Genomic DNA, 16,136 nt, shown 5'->3' with positions numbered 1-16,136 from the left:
CGACACTGCCGTCATCAGCCTTGCATGGAACGGGTTCAAGGCGCTATCGCGATGCCGGCTCCACGCCGGTAAACGCTTGGCACATACCGCTTTTGCAGGCCCTTGCCTACACTCGGCGGCCGTGGATCAATCAGGACCGTTCATGTTGGCTCGTATCGCTTCGACCCTGGCCCTTGGCCTCAGCCTGGCCGTGCTGGCCGGGTGCGCAGGCAAACAGGAGGCCGCCGCGCGTCGGCAGGGCGAAGCAGTGCCGGTTACCGCGCAGGTGGTGCAGCCCACGCAGTGGAACGACACCCTGCAGGCACTGGGCACCGCCAAGGCGCGCGAGTCGATCAGTGTCACCGCCAAGGTCAGCGAGATCGTCGAGAAGGTGCATTTCGAAAGCGGCCAGCACATCGCCGCCGGTGCGCCGATCGTGACCCTGCGCGGCCAGGCCCAGGAAGCGGCGCTGGTGCAGGCGCAGGCCACGTTCCACGAGGCCGACCAGCTGTACAAGCGCCAGCGCGAGCTGGCCTCCCAGCGGTTGGTGTCCAGCGCCACGCTGGATACGCAGAAGTCGATCCGTGATGCCGCTGAGGCGCGCGTGATGCAGATGCAGGCCGACATCGGCGATCGCCGTGTGCGCGCACCGTTCGCCGGCGTGCTCGGTATCCGCCAGGTCAGCCCTGGCTCGCTGGTGACCCCGACCACGGTCATCGCCACGCTCGACGACATCGAGCACATGCACATCGATTTCCAGGTGCCGGAAGTGGAACTGGCCGCGCTGGGCGTCGGTGACAAGGTCAGTGCCGCCAGCGTGGCGTGGCCGGGCCGTACCTTCGAGGGCGTGGTCAGCACCATCGACGCACGCATCGATCCGGCCACCCGCGCGGTGACCGTGCGCGCCGACTTCGCCAACGGCGACCACGCACTGCGCCCCGGCATGCTGCTGGACGTGCGCCTGTTCCGCCCCGAGCGCCCGGCGCTGGTGGTGCCGGAAATCGCCGTGGTGCAGGTCGGCCGCGATACCTTCGTGTACCGCATCAAGAACGACGACAGCGTCGAGCGCGTGGACGTGGTGACCGGTGCGCGCCGTGCCGGCGTGGTCGAGATCAAGCAGGGCCTGGAGGCCGGCCAGCGCATCGTGGTCGACGGCACCGGCAAGCTGCGCCCGGGCCTGAAGGTCGCGGCCAAGGATGCGGCACCGGCCAGCGGTGCGAAGCCGGCTGACGCGTCGGCACCGGTCGCGGCCGAGGGCCACGGCGGATGAAGCTGTCCGACATCTCCATCCAGCGGCCGGTGTTCGCCGTGGTGATGAGCCTGCTGTTGCTGGTGCTGGGCGTGATGTCCTTCACCCGCCTGACCCTGCGCGAACTGCCCGCCATTGATCCGCCGATCGTGTCGGTGTCGGTGGACTACACCGGCGCGTCGGCGGCGGTCATCGAAAGCCGCATCACCCAGGTGCTGGAAGACGCACTGGCCGGCATCGAAGGCATCGATACGATCAACGCGCGCAGCACCAACGGCCGCTCGCAGGTCAGCATCGAGTTCACTTCCAACCGCGATATCGAAGCGGCGGCCAATGACGTGCGCGATGCGGTCAGCCGTGTCGCCGACCGCATGCCGGAAGAAGCGCGGCCGCCGGAAATCGCCAAGGTCGAAAGCGATGCCGACCCGATCATCTGGTTCAACATGGTCTCCTCGACCATGGACACGCTGGAACTGAGCGATTACGCCGACCGTTATGTGGTCGATCGTTTTTCCAGCCTCGATGGCGTGGCCCAGGTCCGCATTGGCGGTCGCCAGCGCTATGCGATGCGCATCTGGCTGGACCGTGACCAGCTGGCCGCACGCGGGCTGACCACCGGTGATGTGGAAACCGCGCTGCGCAACGAGAACGTGGAACTGCCTGCCGGGCGCATCGAGTCGACCGACCGCGATTTCACCCTGCGCGTGGAGCGCAACTACATCAAGCCCGAAGACTTCGCCACCATCCCGCTGGGCAAGGGCCGCGACGGCTACGTGGTGCGCATGGGCGACGTGGCGAAGATCGAGCTGGCCTCGGCCGAGCGTCGCGCGTACTACCGCAGCAACGGCGAGCCGGGCATCGGCCTGGGCATCGTCAAGACCTCCACCGCCAACTCGCTGGACGTGGCGCGCACGGCGCGTGCCGAAGCCGAACGCGTTGCGCTGTCGCTGCCCAAGGGCACGCAGATCTTCGTGGCGTTCGACAACACCACCTTCATCGAAGCCGCTGTGGACCGCGTCTATGCCACGTTGGTGGAGGCGATGATCCTGGTGCTGGCGGTGATCTGGCTGTTCCTGGGCAGCTTCCGTGCCGCACTGATTCCAGCGGTGACCGTGCCGGTCTGCCTGGTGGCTGCGTTCATCGCACTGTATGCGTTCGACTTCTCGATCAACCTGCTGACCCTGCTTGCCCTGGTGCTATGCATCGGCCTGGTGGTGGACGATGCGATCGTGGTGGTGGAGAACGTGCAGCGCCGCATCGACCTGGGCGAGCCCCCACTGGTGGCCTCCAAGCGCGGTACCACGCAGGTTGCCTTCGCGGTGATCGCCACCACCGCCGTGCTGGTGGCGGTGTTCCTGCCGGTCGGTTTCCTGGAAGGCAATACCGGCCGCCTGTTCCGCGAACTGGCGGTGGCGCTGGCGGCAGCGGTGGCGTTGTCCGCGTTCGTGGCACTGACGCTGACGCCGATGATGGCCTCCAAGCTGCTCAAGCCGCACACCGGACACGCCCCGCGCGGCCTGCATGGCTTCATCAACCGCAATCTGGAACGCCTGGCCTCGGGCTACGGCCGCGTGCTCGACCACCATGTCGACCGCACCTGGATCTACCTGCTGGTGATGGTGGCCGCGCTGGCCGCCAGCTGGGGCCTGCTGAAGCTGCTGCCGTCGGAACTGGCGCCGGCCGAAGACCGCGGTTCGTTCCAGATCATGATCGACGGCCCGGAAGGCGCCGGCTACGACTACACCGTGCAGCAGGTGCAGCAGGTGGAAGCGCTGCTGGCCCCGCACGTCGGTCCGGACAAGCCGATCGTGCGTGCCAATCCGCGCGTGCCGGGTGGTTGGGGCGCGAGCGAGGAAATGCACACCGGCCGCGTCAGCATCTTCCTGCAGCCGTGGCGCCAGCGCAGCGAGGCCACCCCGGATGTGGCCAACGCACTGCAGAAGGAACTCGATACCATGCGCGGCGTGCGCGTGCGTACCCAGGTCGGTGGTGGCCTGGTGCGCAGTGGCGGCCAGCCCTTCCAGATCGTGCTGGGCGGGCCGGAATACGCGGAGATCGCGCAGTGGCGCGACCGCATCCTGCTGCGCATGGCCGACAATCCCGGCCTGGTCGGCCCGGATTCGGACTACAAGGAAACCCGGCCGCAGATGCGGGTGAACATCGACCGCCAGCGCGCGGCCGATCTCGGCGTGCCGGTCACCGCGATCGGTTCGGCGCTGGAAACCATGATGGGTTCGCGCCGCGTCACCACCTTCGTCGACAACGGCGAAGAGTATGACGTGCTGGTGCAGGCCGGTCGCGATGGACGCGCCAGCCCGGCCGACCTGGCTGCGATCCGCGTGCGTGCCACCTCCGGTGAGCTGGTGCCGCTGTCCAACCTGGTTACGCTCAGTGAAGTGGCCGAGGCGGGCACCCTGAACCGCTTCAACCGCCTGCGCTCGATCACCATCACCGCCGGCCTGGCGCCGGGCTATCCGCTGGGCGAGGCCATTGCCTGGGCGCAGAACGTGGCCCGCGAAGAGCTGCCGCAGTACGCACAGGTGAACTGGAAGGGCGAATCGCGCGAGTACCAGAGTGCCGGTGGCGCAGTGCTGCTGACCTTCGCCATGGCCCTGCTGGTGGTGTACCTGGTGCTGGCCGCGCAGTTCGAAAGCTTCATCCACCCGCTCACCATCATGCTGACCGTGCCGCTGGGCGTGCTCGGTGCGCTGGTCGGCTTGTGGGTGAGCGGGGGCACGGTGAATCTTTTCAGCCAGATCGGCATCGTCATGCTGGTCGGCCTGGCGGCGAAGAACGGCATCCTCATCGTCGAATTCGCCAATCAGCTGCGCGACGACGGGCGCACCGTGCGCGAGGCGATCATCGAATCGGCGATGGTGCGCCTGCGCCCGATCCTGATGACCTCGATCGCCACCGTGGTGGGTGCGATCCCGCTGGTGGTGGCCGGTGGTCCCGGCTCGGCCAGCCGTGGCACCATCGGCATCGTGATCATCTTCGGCGTGACCCTCTCGACGTTCCTGTCGCTGTTCGTGGTGCCGGCGTTCTACGCGCGACTGGCCCCGTACACCCGCTCGCCGGAAGCGGTGAAGCGCGAACTGGAGAAGCAGGAAGCCGAATCGCCGTCGGTGGGTGGGCATGCCTGACGCTCGCGCCGACGGGGTCGGATCGGGGGTCGGATCCCGTTCCCAACGGGAAAGGGCTCTGACCCCACCCCTGCAAGGCGACGGCTTCCAACTTCGCCCCTGGCGCCCCGACGACCTCGAATCACTGCTGCGCCACGCCAACGACCCCGACGTGTCCCGTGGCCTGCGCGACCGCTTCCCGTACCCCTACACGCGTGCCGACGGCGAGGCCTTCCTCGCCGGTCGCGTGCTGGCGCCCGGTACCCTGAATCTGGCCATCGAGATCGACGGCCAGGCCTGCGGCAGCGTCGGCGCGCAGCAGGGCAGCGCCGAGCGCGGTCATATGGCTGAACTCGGCTACTGGCTGGGCCAGGCCTACTGGGGCCAGGGCCTGATGACCCGCGTGGTCGGCCTGTTCGCGCCATGGGTGATGGACGAGCTGCGCCTGTTCAGGCTGCAGGCCGGGGTGGTCGACTTCAACCTCGGCTCGGCACGTGTACTGGAAAAGAACGGTTTCCAGCAAGAGGGCGTGGATCGCTGCGCGATCTACAAGCGGGGCGAGCTGCACGACCTGCGCCGCTTCGCCCGGGTACGCACGCAGCTTCCCTGAGCAGCCGGGGAGGGGGAGGGGTAGAGTCGACTGTCAGTCGACTATCGCGCGCAGCGCGGGCTCTTTTGCAACCGGGGCCAACGGCAGTCGACTAACAGTCGACTCTACCGCCGCTATTCCGGCCCTCCCGAGGCCGCCTGCCTTCTGCCGCTACCGCAGTGGCCTTCGATCAGGGAGAATCGACCGGTCCCTTCCAGCCGACGGGACGTCCTTACAACCCGCCGACTGGAGAGAGCGCGCGTGGAAGCTACCGTACATTTCATCAACAGCATCATCTGGAGCAAGGCACTGATCTTCATGTGCCTGGCCGCCGGCCTGTTCTTCAGCCTGCGCACCCGCTTCATGCAGATCCGGGGTTTCGTCGAGATGTGCCGCCTCACCGTCAGGGGTGAGAAATCCGACGCCGGCGTGTCCTCGTTCCAGGCCCTGGCCATGTCGATGGCGGGCCGCATGGGCATCGGCAACATTGCCGGCGTGGCTACCGCCATCGCCTTCGGCGGCCCCGGTGCGATCTTCTGGATGTGGGTGATGGGCTTCCTCGGCGCGTCCACCTCGTACGTGGAATGCACCCTGGCGCAGATCTACAAGACCAAGGACGCCGAAGGCCGCTACCGCGGTGGCCCCGCCTACTACATCGAAAAGGCCATGGGCCTGAAGTGGTACGCGCTGGCCTTCGCCATCGCCACGATCATCGCTGCCGGCTTCCTGATGCCGGGCGTGCAGGCCAATGCCATCGCCGACAGCATCATCAACGCCTGCCGCGGCACTGCCCTGTGCGGTCCGCTCGATGGCCAGGCCTTCGGCATGGAGTCCGTGCAGGCGCTGAAGCTGGGCATCGGCATCGTCGTGGCCCTGCTGCTGGGCGTGGTGATCTTCGGTGGCGTCAAGCGCATCGCCAACTTCGCTGAAGTGGTGGTGCCGTTCATGGCAGCCGGTTTCATCCTGATGGCCATCGTCATCATGATCATCAACTACGACCGCGTGCCGGAAATGTTCGGCATCATCTTCAAGAGCGCCTTCGGCACGCACGCGGCGTTCGGCGCGATGATGGGCCTGGCGGTGGAGTGGGGCATCAAGCGCGGCATCTACGCCAACGAAGCCGGCCAGGGTTCGGGCCCGCATGCGGCGGCCGCCTCGGAAGTCTCGCACCCGGCCAAGCAGGGCTATGTGCAGGCCTTCGCCATCTACTTCGACACCATGATGGTGTGCACCGCCACCGCGTTCCTGATCCTGGCCAGCGGTACCTACAATGTGTACTCGCCGGTGCCCGGCGCCGCGCCGATCTTCCAGGGCCTGGCCGGCATTCCGGAAGGCGCGGGCTACGCGCAGGCTGGCGTTGAAGCGGTGCTGCCGGGCTGGGGCTCGGCGTTCGTCTCGATCGCCATCTTCTTCTTCGCCTTCACCACCATCATGGCGTACTACTACATGGCCGAGACCAACCTCAGCTATGTGAACCACAACAAGAAGCGCCCACTGACCGTGCTGCTGCTGCGCCTGGGCATCATCGGCATGGTGGTGTTCGGCGCGTTCCACAATGCCACCCTGGCCTGGGCGCTGGGTGACATCGGCGTGGGCCTGATGGCCTGGCTGAACATCATTGCCATCCTCATCATCCAGAAGCCGGCGATGCTGGCCCTGCGTGATTACGAACGTCAGAAGAAGCTCGGCCTGGATCCGATCTTCGACCCCGATGCCCTGGGCATCAAGAACGCCGATTTCTGGCGTCAACGCAAGCTGGAGTTGTCCCGTAGTGAATGATCCCTGGAAGAATGCCCGCCGCCCGTCGTCGCGACCGCCGCGGGCCACCCCGCTGCCTCCGCGTGAGGGCGGCACCCCGCCGCCGCCGGGGCGCGGCAACGACGAACTGCGCCTGTATGGCTGGAACGCCGTGCAGGCCCTGTTCGCCAAGCGCCCGCAGGCGCTGCGCAAGCTGTACCTGGTGGACGCGCTGATTCCGCGCATGCAGCCGGTGCTGAAGTGGTGCGTGGCCAACCGCGTGGGCTATCGCGTCGTCGAGGAAGGCGACCTGAACAAGCTGGCTGCCACCACCCATCACGAAGGCCTGGTGGCCGACGTGCTGCGCGCGCCGGTTGTGCCGCTGGCACAGTGGCTGGCCGATCTGGGCGAAGGCCCGGCGCTGGCGTTGTGGCTGGACGGTGTCGGCAATCCGCACAATTTCGGCGCGATCCTGCGCTCGGCCGCGCACTTCGGGGTCAAGGCGCTGCTGCTGCCGGCAGGCAGCACGCTGGCGCTGTCCGGTGCTGCCGCACGCGTGGCCGAAGGCGGTGCGGAATCGGTGCAGCTGGTGCAGTTGCCGGAGACCGCGGAGGCGATGGCACAGCTGCGCAGCGCCGGTTTTGGCCTGGCCGCGACGCTGGTTGAGGGCGGTGATGACGTGTTCCGCGCGTCGCTGCCGGACCGGCTGGTGTACGTGATGGGCGCCGAAGGCGAGGGCATGGACCGTGGCCTGGCGAGCCAGTGCGATCTGCAGGTCTCGATTCCTGGCAGCGGCGCGGTGGAGAGCCTGAACGTGGCCTCCGCCACGGCGGTGCTGCTGGCGCAGTGGGCCAGCCGACGCGGTTGAGCCCCGTGACCGAGGTCAGATCCCTCGCCCAGGGCGGGGGCTCTGACCCTGGGCGGCAGCTTAGTACGCTTTGCAACGCGCATGGCGTGCTGGTGATTTGAAACTTTCCTTATTGGTTCGCCATTCCCGGCGACGCAGGGTGGAACTCCAACCCTCGTTGTCCCGGAGTGGCTGTCATGTCCCATCTGCAACGCACCCTGTCCGTGTCCCTGCTGCTGGCCAGCGCGCTGGCCAGTGCCAGTGCCTGCGCCAACGAACGCAGCCTGGAAAACGTCAATTTCATGGGGCCGTTGATCACCCCCAATCCCGCGGGCCTGCCGCAGGGCCGCTGGTTCCTCGAACCCTATCTGGTCCGCGTCGACAGCAACGCCTACTACGACGCTGACGGCGAGCGTCGGCGCAGCGCGCAGGACAGTGGTGCGTGGGCGGTCGTCATGCCGGTGATGTACGGCTTCAGCGACCGCATGATGGGCCAGGTCAACCTCAGCGCGTCGCGCTCCGAATCCGGCAGCGCGCGCAGCAGTGGCTTCCGCGCCGGCGATACCACCGCCCGCCTGCAGTACCTGCTGCAGGCACCGAATGCGGACGGCACCCGTCCCGCTGTTTCAGTGGCGCTGGTGCAACGCTTCAGTACCGGCAGTCACGATCGCATCACCGGCAATGCGCTGGATGCGCAGGGCGATGGCGTGCAGCGCACCACAGCTGCGTTGGGCGTGCAGCAGGTGGTGTGGATGGGCAACGAGCGGCCAATGCGCTGGCGCGCCCAGCTCAGCGCAGGGCCTGCACCGTCGCGCACCGCCATTTCCGGCGCCAGCGTGTATGGCACCGATGACAGCTTCCAGGGGCACATCGCGCGTGGTTCGGTGCTGGGTCTGTCGGTGGCGGCCGAGTACAGCTTCAACCCGCGCTGGGTGGGCGTGATGGAAGTGGCTGCCAGCCGCGAGACTGGCCAGCGGCTCAGCGGCTTCGCGCGCAACGCCGGAGGCGCCATCGAGCGCATCGACGAGCATCGCCCGGCCAGCCGCAGCGTCACTCTGGCACCGGCAGTGGAGTACCACTTCAGTCCGTCGCTGGGCTTGATCGCCGGCGTGGAATTCACCGTGGATGGACGCAACACCGGCCGCATCGTCAGCCCCCAGGTCGCCCTGGGCGTGTTCTTCTGAGGGGCGTTGCATATGAGCATCGAATCGATCGTCAATGCCGTACTGGGCATCATCTGGAGCCCCTGGCTGGTCGTGCTCTGCCTGCTGGCAGGTCTGTATTTCAGCGTGCGCACGCGCTTCATCCAGCTGCGCGCGCTGCCAGACATGCTGCGCCTGATGTTCCGTCACGAACGCTCTTCTGCGGGCGTCTCACCCTTCCAGGCCTTGTCGTTGTCACTGTCCAGCCGGGTCGGCGTTGGCAACATTGCCGGTGTCGCCATGGCCATCTCCTTCGGCGGGCCGGGTGCCATTTTCTGGATGTGGGTCGTGGCCTTCCTCGGCGCTTCCAGCGCCTTCATCGAATCGACCCTGGCGCAGATCTACAAGGAGCGCGACGCCAGCGGCCAGTACCGGGGCGGCCCGGCTTACTACATCGAAAAGGGCCTGGGCCAGCGCTGGTACGCGGTGATGTTCGCGCTCGTTACTGTTCTGGCCGGGGCGATGCTGGCGGGTACCCAGTCCAATGCCATCACCAGCGCGGTGAACGAGGCGTGGGGCATACCTGTGGCAGGCACCACGGCGGTGTTGCTGGTCGTACTTGCGGCCGTGCTGTACGGCGGCGTGCGGCGCATCGCCCGGGTAGCCGAGTGGGTGGTGCCGATCATGGCCGTGGCGTATCTGCTGGTCGCGGCCGTGGTCATGGTGATCAACGTGGACAAGGTCCCCGAGGTCTTCGGCCTGGTGCTGCGCAGTGCCTTCGGTGTGGATGCTGCGTTCGGCGCGATGATCGGTACCGCAATCCAGTGGGGCGTGCGCCGCGGAGTTCTATCCAACGAGGCGGGCATGGGCAGTGGTGCGCATCCGGCCGCTGCAGCGGAGGTCTCGCATCCGGTCAAGCAGGGCCTGGTGCAGTCGTTCTCGGTCTACATCGACACCATGGTGGTATGCAGCGCAACGGCCTTCCTGATCCTGTCCACCGGGCTGTACAACGTCTACGAGCCGGCCGTGAAGGGTGTTCCCGATGAAGCGCGCCTGCTGTTCGCCAGCCTGCCGGGTGTCGAGGCCGGTCCACGCTTCGTGCAGCATGCGGTGGAATCGGCGCTGCCGGGCTTCGGCAAGTCGTTCGTCGCGCTCGCTATCCTGCCGTTCGCTTTCACCACCATCCTGGCGCTGTACTACATGGCCGAAACCAATGTCAGCTACCTGTCCCGGGATCGTCCCGGGCGGGGGACCATCACCGGCTTCCAGTTGCTGTTCCTGGCTGCCACAGGCTACTCGGCAGTCAACACTGCGACGGTGGCCTGGGCCTTGGGCGATATCGGCGTGGGCATGATGAGCTGGTTGAACATCATTGCCATCCTGCTGCTACAAAGGCCTGCCCTGGCCGCACTGCGCGATTACGAGGCGCAGAAACGCAAGCAGCGTGATCCACTGTTCAAGCCGCAGACGATCGGGATACGCAATTCGCGGGTTTGGGAGGGCTAATGCGATCAGGGGTCAGAACCCTCGCCAATAGCGAGGGCTCTGACCCTGCGGCGCTACCGCATCACTCGTTCGGCGGCGTGGTCGCCTTGGCTTCGCTGCCGAAACTGCCATCGGCTTCCGCGGCCAGATACGCGAATACCGCATAGGCGGCCACGTTCTGTGCCAGTGCCTTCGGGTCGATCTTGTCCAGCGTGTCGTCGGCGGTGTGGTGCAGGTGGAAGTAGTCCGAACCATCCTGCGCCAGCCACGCCCACGCGCCGCCCTTGGCGGCCAACGGGCCGACGTCCGGGCCCGGGCCACCCTTGTCGGCCTGGTACTCGATGCCCAGCGGCTTCATCACCTCGGCAATCTGCTTGGTGGCTTCGCGCGAGCCTTCCGGATTCGGCGAACCGGTATTGAAGGCATAGATGCGGCCCGCACCGAAGTCGCTTTCGGCGGCCAGCTGGTGCAGGGCTACGTCCTTGGCGTGTGCTTCGGCGTAGGCCTTGCCGCCGTACAGGCCCTGTTCTTCATTGGCGAAGGCGATCACGCGGATGGTGCGCTTCGGTGCCTGCTTCAGCAGGCCGATCAGGTGACCAGCAGCCATGGTGATGCCCACGCCCGCGCCGTCATCGACCGCGCCGGTGCCCAGGTCCCACGAATCAAGGTGGCCGCCGATCACCACCACTTCCTTCGGCAGACTGCGGCCGGTGATCTCGCCGATTACGTTGTACGAGGTCGCCGTGCCATCCCAGCCGCAGTCCAGCGCCACCTTCACCGTGGTGCTGCCACGGGCCAGCAGGCGGGCCAGCTGGTCGGCATCGGGCACCGACAGTGCGGCTGACGGCACGGGGGTCAGGCCATCGTCAAAACGGGTGATGCCGGTGTGCGGCACGCGGTGCGAATCGGTGCCGGCCGAGCGCATCAGGAAACCCACCGCGCCCTTGCGGATCGCCTCGGACGGGCCCTTGCTGCGGATCGCGCCGCCACGGCCGTAGTCGCGGCCATCGCGGAACGGCAGCATCTGGTAATCGACGAAGGCGATCTTGCCCTTCAGCGAACCGGCCGGTGCGGCCTGCAGCGCGGCCAGGTCGGCGAAGCGCACCACCTCGGCCTCCACGGTGCCGCCCGGGCTGCCACCCAGTGCGGTGATCTGCAGCGGCTGCGGGTTCCTGCCGGTCACGGCGGCGTGTTCACTGCGGCGCTCCCACTTCGGGAACGTCACCGGCTCCTTCCACACCTTGTCGAAGCCGAGGGCCTTGAACTTGGCCTCAGCCCAGGCCACGGCGCGGGCGTCGGCTTCGCTGCCGGCAATGCGCGGACCGATTTCGGTGGTAAGCGATTCGACCACCTTCCAGCCGGTGTCGTCGGCCAGTGCCTGATCGCGCAGCTGTGCAGCGGTGGCCAGCGATGCCGGGGGCAGGGTAGTGATGTGCGGCGCCGCAAAGGCCGGAGCGGCCAGCAGGGCGAGGGAGGATGCGATGGCAAGGACGCGGCGACGCATGGGCAACTCCGGAAGGGACCAAGCCTTGGAGCTTAACAGTCGTTCAGGCCCGCGCATGGGCGGGAGGTCATGCCTGGCGCGAACGCTGTTTTCCGCCATGTCCGGCAAAGCGAAAGCCCCGCCGGAGCGGGGCTTTCACCTGCTTCTGTAGAGCCGAGCCCATGCTCGGCTGCCTTTTGCAGATCAGCCGAGCGTGGGCTCGGCTCTACAGGTGGGAGGGGCGCCGACGGCACCCGGTACCCTTACTTCTTCAGGCTGTCGCGGATCTCGCGCAGCAGCACCACTTCCTCGGCCGGGGCGGCCGGTGCTGCTTCCTGCTTGCGCGACAGGCGGTTGATCGCCTTGACCACGATGAAGATGGCGAAGGCCACGATCACGAACTGGATGACGGTGTTGATGAAGTCGCCATAGCCAACCACCACGGCCGGAATCTCCTTGCCATCCGGGCCCAGGTGAGCCGGCGACAACGTCCAGGCCAAGCTGGAGAAGTCCACGCGGCCGATCAGGTAGCCCAGCGGCGGCATGATGATCTTCTCGACCAGCGCGGTCACGATCTTGCCGAAGGCCGCGCCGATCACCACGCCGACGGCGAGGTCGATGACGTTGCCGCGCATCGCGAATTCCTTGAACTCGGTGAGCATTCCCATTGTTGTTGTTCTCCGGTGGGGGAAGTGGACAGCGCGCAGGGTAGCGCAGGTGATGTCAGCCGGCGATCACGCCGTGGCGCTCGGCCACGTTTTCCAGGCGGGCACTGAAGCGGTCGCCGGGCTTCAGTGCGGCCACCCCGGACGGGGTGCCCATGAACACCAGGTCGCCGGCACGCAGCTGCCACAGCTTGGACAGCTCGTGCAGGATCTCCGGCACATTCCAGATCATCTGGTCCAGCAGCGCCTGCTGGCGCACCTCGCCGTTGACCTCCAGCGACAGGTTCAGCGCGGCCAGGTCGCCCACTTCCTCGGCGTGGACGATTTCGCTGATCGGCGCGGAAGCATCGAAGCCCTTGGCCGCGTCCCACGGGTGGCCCTTGTCCTTGGCGGCGGCCTGCAGGTCGCGGCGGGTCAGGTCCAGGCCCACGGCGTAGCCGTAGACCAGTGCATCGGCATCGGCCACGGCCAGCTCACCGGCAGGTGCATCGCTGCCGATCGCCACCACCAGTTCCACTTCGTGGTGCAGGTTGGCAGTCGCCGGCGGGTAGGGGATGGCATCGTCGTGACCGACCACGATCGCATCGGCCGGCTTGCTGAAGAACATCGGGCGGCCGCGGTCATCGGCCGCCGGCACCGCTGCGCCCATTTCGCGGGCGTGGTCGGCGAAGTTGCGGCCGACGCAGTAGATGCGGTGCACGGGGAAGCTGCCGCCACCGGCTACCGGCACACGCGGCAGGGCTACGGCAGGGATCACATCGGAGACATCGGACATGCGGGCATCCAGGAAGGGCGGGCCCGCAGTCTAGAACGCATGGCGCCCGCCGTCAGCGGGCGCGGAAGACGTGGATCAGCGCGAGGCCGGCAGCACCGGCTTGCGCACTACGCGGTACTCGCCCTCGACCACGGTCGGGTCGACCGGACGCGCGGCGCCGGGCTTGCGCGAGGCCAGCAGCTTCCACGCCAGGCCGACCAGGATCATCGCCGCACCGACGAACACACCGATGAACACCATCGCGGCCAGGATCGCCAGGCCAAGCAGGCCCACGGCAACGCGCACCAGCGGATGGCGCGGCTTGCGCGGCGCGAACAGGGTGCGGAACTGGTTGAAGGCGGATGCGCGATTGAACATGGCGGCTCGATAGGCTGGGATCAGCGAAACCAGAGTATCGGGACGCGCCACTGTCATTGAGTGAAAAACTCGTTAAATATAGCCTGTGCTTATTACGGATCAATGACTTGTGTTCATGTCGCAGCCAGTCACCTGAGCAGGCATGCGACAATTCCGGTTTACCGTCCGAGCCTTCGCCATGACTACCGCTACCGCCCTGATCGCCCTTGAAGCCATTGCCGATGGTGCGTTTGCCGAGGTCGAAGCGGTGGTCGATGGCGATGCCGAGTCCCTGGTTCTGTACCGCGACGGCGCGCAGGTCCGCGCCTTCCTGAATATCTGCCCGCACGCCGGCCGTCGCCTGGATTGGGCCCCGGGCCAGTTCCTGAAGAGCCGCGAGGGCCACCTGGTCTGCGCCGCGCATGGCGCCTCGTTCGCGCTGGACAGCGGCGACTGCATTGCCGGCCCGTGCAAGGGCGACCGCCTGCGCGCCGTGCCGGTGGACGTGCGTGACGGGCAGGTTTACCTGGCCTGAGGCCGGAAGCAGTCGAGCACGGCTCGACTCTACAAAAGCCGTGTCGACCAAGGTCGACACCCACCAGAGCGAGATCCGTGCCGACCAACGGTCGACACCCAGCAGAGCGAGATCCGTGCCGACCAAGGTCGGCACCCACCATCAGCAGCATGAACCTGTCGAAGGCGGGGCACTGTGGGTTTGCGGGGTGTGAGCGGCATGGATGCCGCGACCAAGCCCCCATGGACGGGTTCACGGCGTCCCCGCAAACCCACAGTGCCCCGCCATCCCACGGAATGCACGCTGTTGCCGTTGCTTCGGCTTCTGCGGGTGCAGGGCGCAGCCCTGCCAACAAACCCCAACCCTCAGAACATCAGGTTGATCATCAATACCACCACACAGGTGTAGATCAGCGACAACGGTCCGCCGACCCGCCACATCTCGCGCGGGGTGTAATTGGCCGGACCGGTGATCATCGAAATCACCGGATTCGACGCCGTCATCAGGTTGTTGGACGCCGACAGCGCCACGATCAGCGCGAACGCGGTCGGGTTGCCACCGGCCGCCAGTGCCAGGTTCACCGCAATGGGCACCATCACGATGGTCGCACCCACGTGGCTGATCACCAGCGAGAACGCCGTGGTCAGCAGCGCCAGTGCCACTTCCAGCACCCAGATCGGGATACCGGTGGGCAACTTGTCGATGGTATGGCCAGCCACCCACGCCGCCGCACCGCTGGAATCCATCGCCCAGCCGAGCGGAATCAGCCCGGCCATCATGAACACCGTCTTCCAGTTGATCGAGGCGTAGGCCTCGTCCATGCGCAGTACGCCGGTCAGCAGCATGCCAGCCACGCCGGTCATCAGCGTCAGCGCCACCGGCAGCTTGCTGGTCAGCGCGATGAGGATGGTCAACGCGAAGATCGCCATCGCGATCTTGAACTTGTGCGGGCGCTGTTCGCCCGTCGGGTAGTCGGTCACCACCACGAAGTCGCGGCTGCGCGCGGCCTGCGCCAGGTCGGTCCAGATGCTGTGGAACACCAGCATGTCACCGGCGCGCAGCTGCACATCGCGCACGTCCTCGCGGATCACCTGCTTGTCGCGGTTGATCGCCAGCAGGCTGATGCCGCGCTCCTTGCGCAGGCGCAGATCGGCCGCGCTCTTGCCGATCACGTTCGAGGTCGGCGGCACCACCGCCTCGGAAATACCGGCACGGCTGGGATTGAACAGGTCGCCCAGGTGCTTCAGGCGCGAGGACATGCGCAGGAACTGGTTCTGCGCGAAGTCGTTGATCTGCTCACGCGGCCCCATCGCACCGAGCACGCTGCCAACCCAGATGCGCATTTCCGCCGGCGGCGCCAGGCGGGTGTCGTTGCCGGTCTTCAGGGCAAGCAGCAGCGGCGCGTCGTGCAGGTTCTCGGCCTCGCCCAGGGTCATGCCCACCAGCGGGCTTTCGGCACTGACCACCAGCTCGAACACATCACCTTCAATGCCGTAGGTCTTGGCGAAGTAGCTCTCGGTGCGCGCCGGCGTGACACCGTCGTTGACCAGGCTTTCTTCTTCGACCAGCTTGCGGTCGCCGTAATAGCGGAAATACAGCAGCGAGGCGATCAGCAGGGCCACGCCGATGGGCAGCGGCGCGAACATGCGCAGCGGTTCGATGGTGGCCAGGCCCGAGGGCAGGTTGTTGTTGGCCGAGGCCAGCAGATCGTTCAGCAGGATCAGCGGCGAGTTGCCGACCATGGTCAGCGCGCCGCCCATCACGATCGCCGCCGAGATCGGCAGCAGCAGGCGCTGCAGGGTCAGGCCGGTGCGCGCTGCCAGCCGCGAAGCGACCGGCAGGTACAGCGCCATCACCGACGGGTTCTGCATGAAGGACGAGTTCAGGCCGGCGATGGCCGTGGTCATCATCAGCAGCCGCTGCTCGACGCCATGGCCGCGCCGCAGCAGCCAGGCGGCCAGCCGGTTCAGCGCCCCGGTGCGGTCCAGACCCGCACCGAGGATGGTCGTGGCGATGATGCTCATCACCGCGTTACCGGAGAAGCCGCCGAAGATCTCTTCTGGCGCGATCAGGCCGGTGACACCCAGCACCACCAGCACCACCAGCGCGACCACGTCGGCGCGGATGCGCTCGAACAGGAACATCGCCATCGTGAAGCCGACCAGCCCGAGCACGAGCTTCATGTCGTTGGTCAGCGTCAGCGCGGTATCCAT

Annotated in this window: 13 protein-coding genes; 8 read left to right on the top strand and 5 right to left on the bottom strand. The window is 66.9% G+C overall.

Annotated features, from left to right (window positions below; genetic code table 11):
• The first annotated feature begins 142 nt into the window (after window positions 1-142).
• The 7 genes from AASM09_RS17875 (at window position 143) to AASM09_RS17845 (ending at window position 10,171) form a co-directional block, all read left to right on the top strand.
• The gene (locus AASM09_RS17875; protein WP_343368555.1) at window positions 143-1,249 is read left to right on the top strand and encodes an efflux RND transporter periplasmic adaptor subunit; all 1,107 of its coding nucleotides are present in this window, start codon (window positions 143-145) and stop codon (window positions 1,247-1,249) included.
• A complete protein-coding gene (locus tag AASM09_RS17870) occupies window positions 1,246-4,371 on the top strand; it encodes an efflux RND transporter permease subunit (RefSeq protein WP_049429889.1) in 3,126 nt (1,041 codons plus the stop codon). Before AASM09_RS17875 ends, AASM09_RS17870 begins: the two co-directional genes overlap by 4 nt.
• Window positions 4,364-4,960, top strand: a complete 597-nt coding sequence (locus AASM09_RS17865; protein ID WP_049429890.1) for a GNAT family N-acetyltransferase — start codon at window positions 4,364-4,366, stop codon at window positions 4,958-4,960. The genes AASM09_RS17870 and AASM09_RS17865 overlap by 8 nt, the downstream gene beginning before the upstream one ends.
• Before the next feature lie 240 nt (window positions 4,961-5,200).
• On the top strand, window positions 5,201-6,718 hold the full coding sequence (locus tag AASM09_RS17860) for an alanine/glycine:cation symporter family protein (protein WP_049429891.1): 1,518 nt from the start codon (window positions 5,201-5,203) through the stop codon (window positions 6,716-6,718).
• Entirely contained in the window at window positions 6,711-7,544 is an 834-nt protein-coding gene (locus AASM09_RS17855; RefSeq protein WP_049429892.1) for a TrmH family RNA methyltransferase, read from the top strand. Before AASM09_RS17860 ends, AASM09_RS17855 begins: the two co-directional genes overlap by 8 nt.
• 176 nt (window positions 7,545-7,720) lie before the next feature.
• Window positions 7,721-8,707, top strand: coding sequence for a hypothetical protein (locus tag AASM09_RS17850; RefSeq protein WP_100443668.1), 987 nt, complete (start codon window positions 7,721-7,723; stop codon window positions 8,705-8,707).
• A gap of 12 nt (window positions 8,708-8,719) precedes the next feature.
• Window positions 8,720-10,171, top strand: coding sequence for an alanine/glycine:cation symporter family protein (locus AASM09_RS17845; RefSeq protein ID WP_049429894.1), 1,452 nt, complete (start codon window positions 8,720-8,722; stop codon window positions 10,169-10,171).
• Between the two features lie 61 nt (window positions 10,172-10,232).
• On the opposite strand, the gene AASM09_RS17840 is transcribed toward AASM09_RS17845, so the two are convergent.
• From AASM09_RS17840 to AASM09_RS17825, 4 genes are all read right to left on the bottom strand, one after another.
• Entirely contained in the window at window positions 10,233-11,654 is a 1,422-nt protein-coding gene (locus AASM09_RS17840; RefSeq protein WP_049429895.1) for a M28 family peptidase, read from the bottom strand.
• Window positions 11,655-11,896: 242 nt separating this feature from the next.
• Window positions 11,897-12,301: a large-conductance mechanosensitive channel protein MscL gene (gene mscL / locus AASM09_RS17835; protein WP_049429896.1), complete on the bottom strand. Its 405-nt coding sequence runs from the start codon at window positions 12,299-12,301 to the stop codon at window positions 11,897-11,899.
• 55 nt (window positions 12,302-12,356) lie between these two features.
• Window positions 12,357-13,073, bottom strand: coding sequence for a fumarylacetoacetate hydrolase family protein (locus AASM09_RS17830; protein ID WP_049429897.1), 717 nt, complete (start codon window positions 13,071-13,073; stop codon window positions 12,357-12,359).
• 75 nt (window positions 13,074-13,148) lie between these two features.
• On the bottom strand, window positions 13,149-13,430 hold the full coding sequence (locus AASM09_RS17825; RefSeq protein ID WP_019660189.1) for a hypothetical protein: 282 nt from the start codon (window positions 13,428-13,430) through the stop codon (window positions 13,149-13,151).
• A 178-nt stretch (window positions 13,431-13,608) separates the two neighbouring features.
• Here AASM09_RS17825 and AASM09_RS17820 point away from each other — a divergent pair, with 178 nt between their 5' ends.
• On the top strand, window positions 13,609-13,944 hold the full coding sequence (locus tag AASM09_RS17820; protein ID WP_049429898.1) for a Rieske (2Fe-2S) protein: 336 nt from the start codon (window positions 13,609-13,611) through the stop codon (window positions 13,942-13,944).
• Window positions 13,945-14,288: 344 nt separating this feature from the next.
• Here the strand turns inward: AASM09_RS17820 and AASM09_RS17815 are convergent, their stop codons facing one another.
• Window positions 14,289-16,136, bottom strand: a complete 1,848-nt coding sequence (locus AASM09_RS17815; RefSeq protein WP_049429899.1) for an SLC13 family permease — start codon at window positions 16,134-16,136, stop codon at window positions 14,289-14,291.

It is taken from the genome of Stenotrophomonas maltophilia, assembly GCF_039555535.1.
GTDB classification, from domain to species: Bacteria; Pseudomonadota; Gammaproteobacteria; order Xanthomonadales; family Xanthomonadaceae; genus Stenotrophomonas; species Stenotrophomonas maltophilia_Q.
Note: the sequence above shows the minus strand (reverse complement) of the source record. Positions and strands in the feature narration are given on the sequence as shown.

What these genes read in the sequence shown, in the direction of transcription:
- AASM09_RS17875 (WP_343368555.1), top strand. Translation starts at nt 143, where the DNA reads ATGTTGGCTCGTATCGCTTCGACCCTGGCCCTTGGCCTCAGCCTGGCC.
- AASM09_RS17870 (WP_049429889.1), top strand. Translation starts at nt 1,246, where the DNA reads ATGAAGCTGTCCGACATCTCCATCCAGCGGCCGGTGTTCGCCGTGGTG.
- AASM09_RS17865 (WP_049429890.1), top strand. Translation starts at nt 4,364, where the DNA reads ATGCCTGACGCTCGCGCCGACGGGGTCGGATCGGGGGTCGGATCCCGT.
- AASM09_RS17850 (WP_100443668.1), top strand. Translation starts at nt 7,721, where the DNA reads ATGTCCCATCTGCAACGCACCCTGTCCGTGTCCCTGCTGCTGGCCAGC.
- AASM09_RS17845 (WP_049429894.1), top strand. Translation starts at nt 8,720, where the DNA reads ATGAGCATCGAATCGATCGTCAATGCCGTACTGGGCATCATCTGGAGC.
- AASM09_RS17840 (WP_049429895.1), bottom strand. Translation starts at nt 11,654, where the DNA reads ATGCGTCGCCGCGTCCTTGCCATCGCATCCTCCCTCGCCCTGCTGGCC.
- mscL (WP_049429896.1), bottom strand. Translation starts at nt 12,301, where the DNA reads ATGGGAATGCTCACCGAGTTCAAGGAATTCGCGATGCGCGGCAACGTC.
- AASM09_RS17830 (WP_049429897.1), bottom strand. Translation starts at nt 13,073, where the DNA reads ATGTCCGATGTCTCCGATGTGATCCCTGCCGTAGCCCTGCCGCGTGTG.
- AASM09_RS17825 (WP_019660189.1), bottom strand. Translation starts at nt 13,430, where the DNA reads ATGTTCAATCGCGCATCCGCCTTCAACCAGTTCCGCACCCTGTTCGCG.
- AASM09_RS17820 (WP_049429898.1), top strand. Translation starts at nt 13,609, where the DNA reads ATGACTACCGCTACCGCCCTGATCGCCCTTGAAGCCATTGCCGATGGT.
- AASM09_RS17815 (WP_049429899.1), bottom strand. Translation starts at nt 16,136, where the DNA reads ATGGATACCGCGCTGACGCTGACCAACGACATGAAGCTCGTGCTCGGG.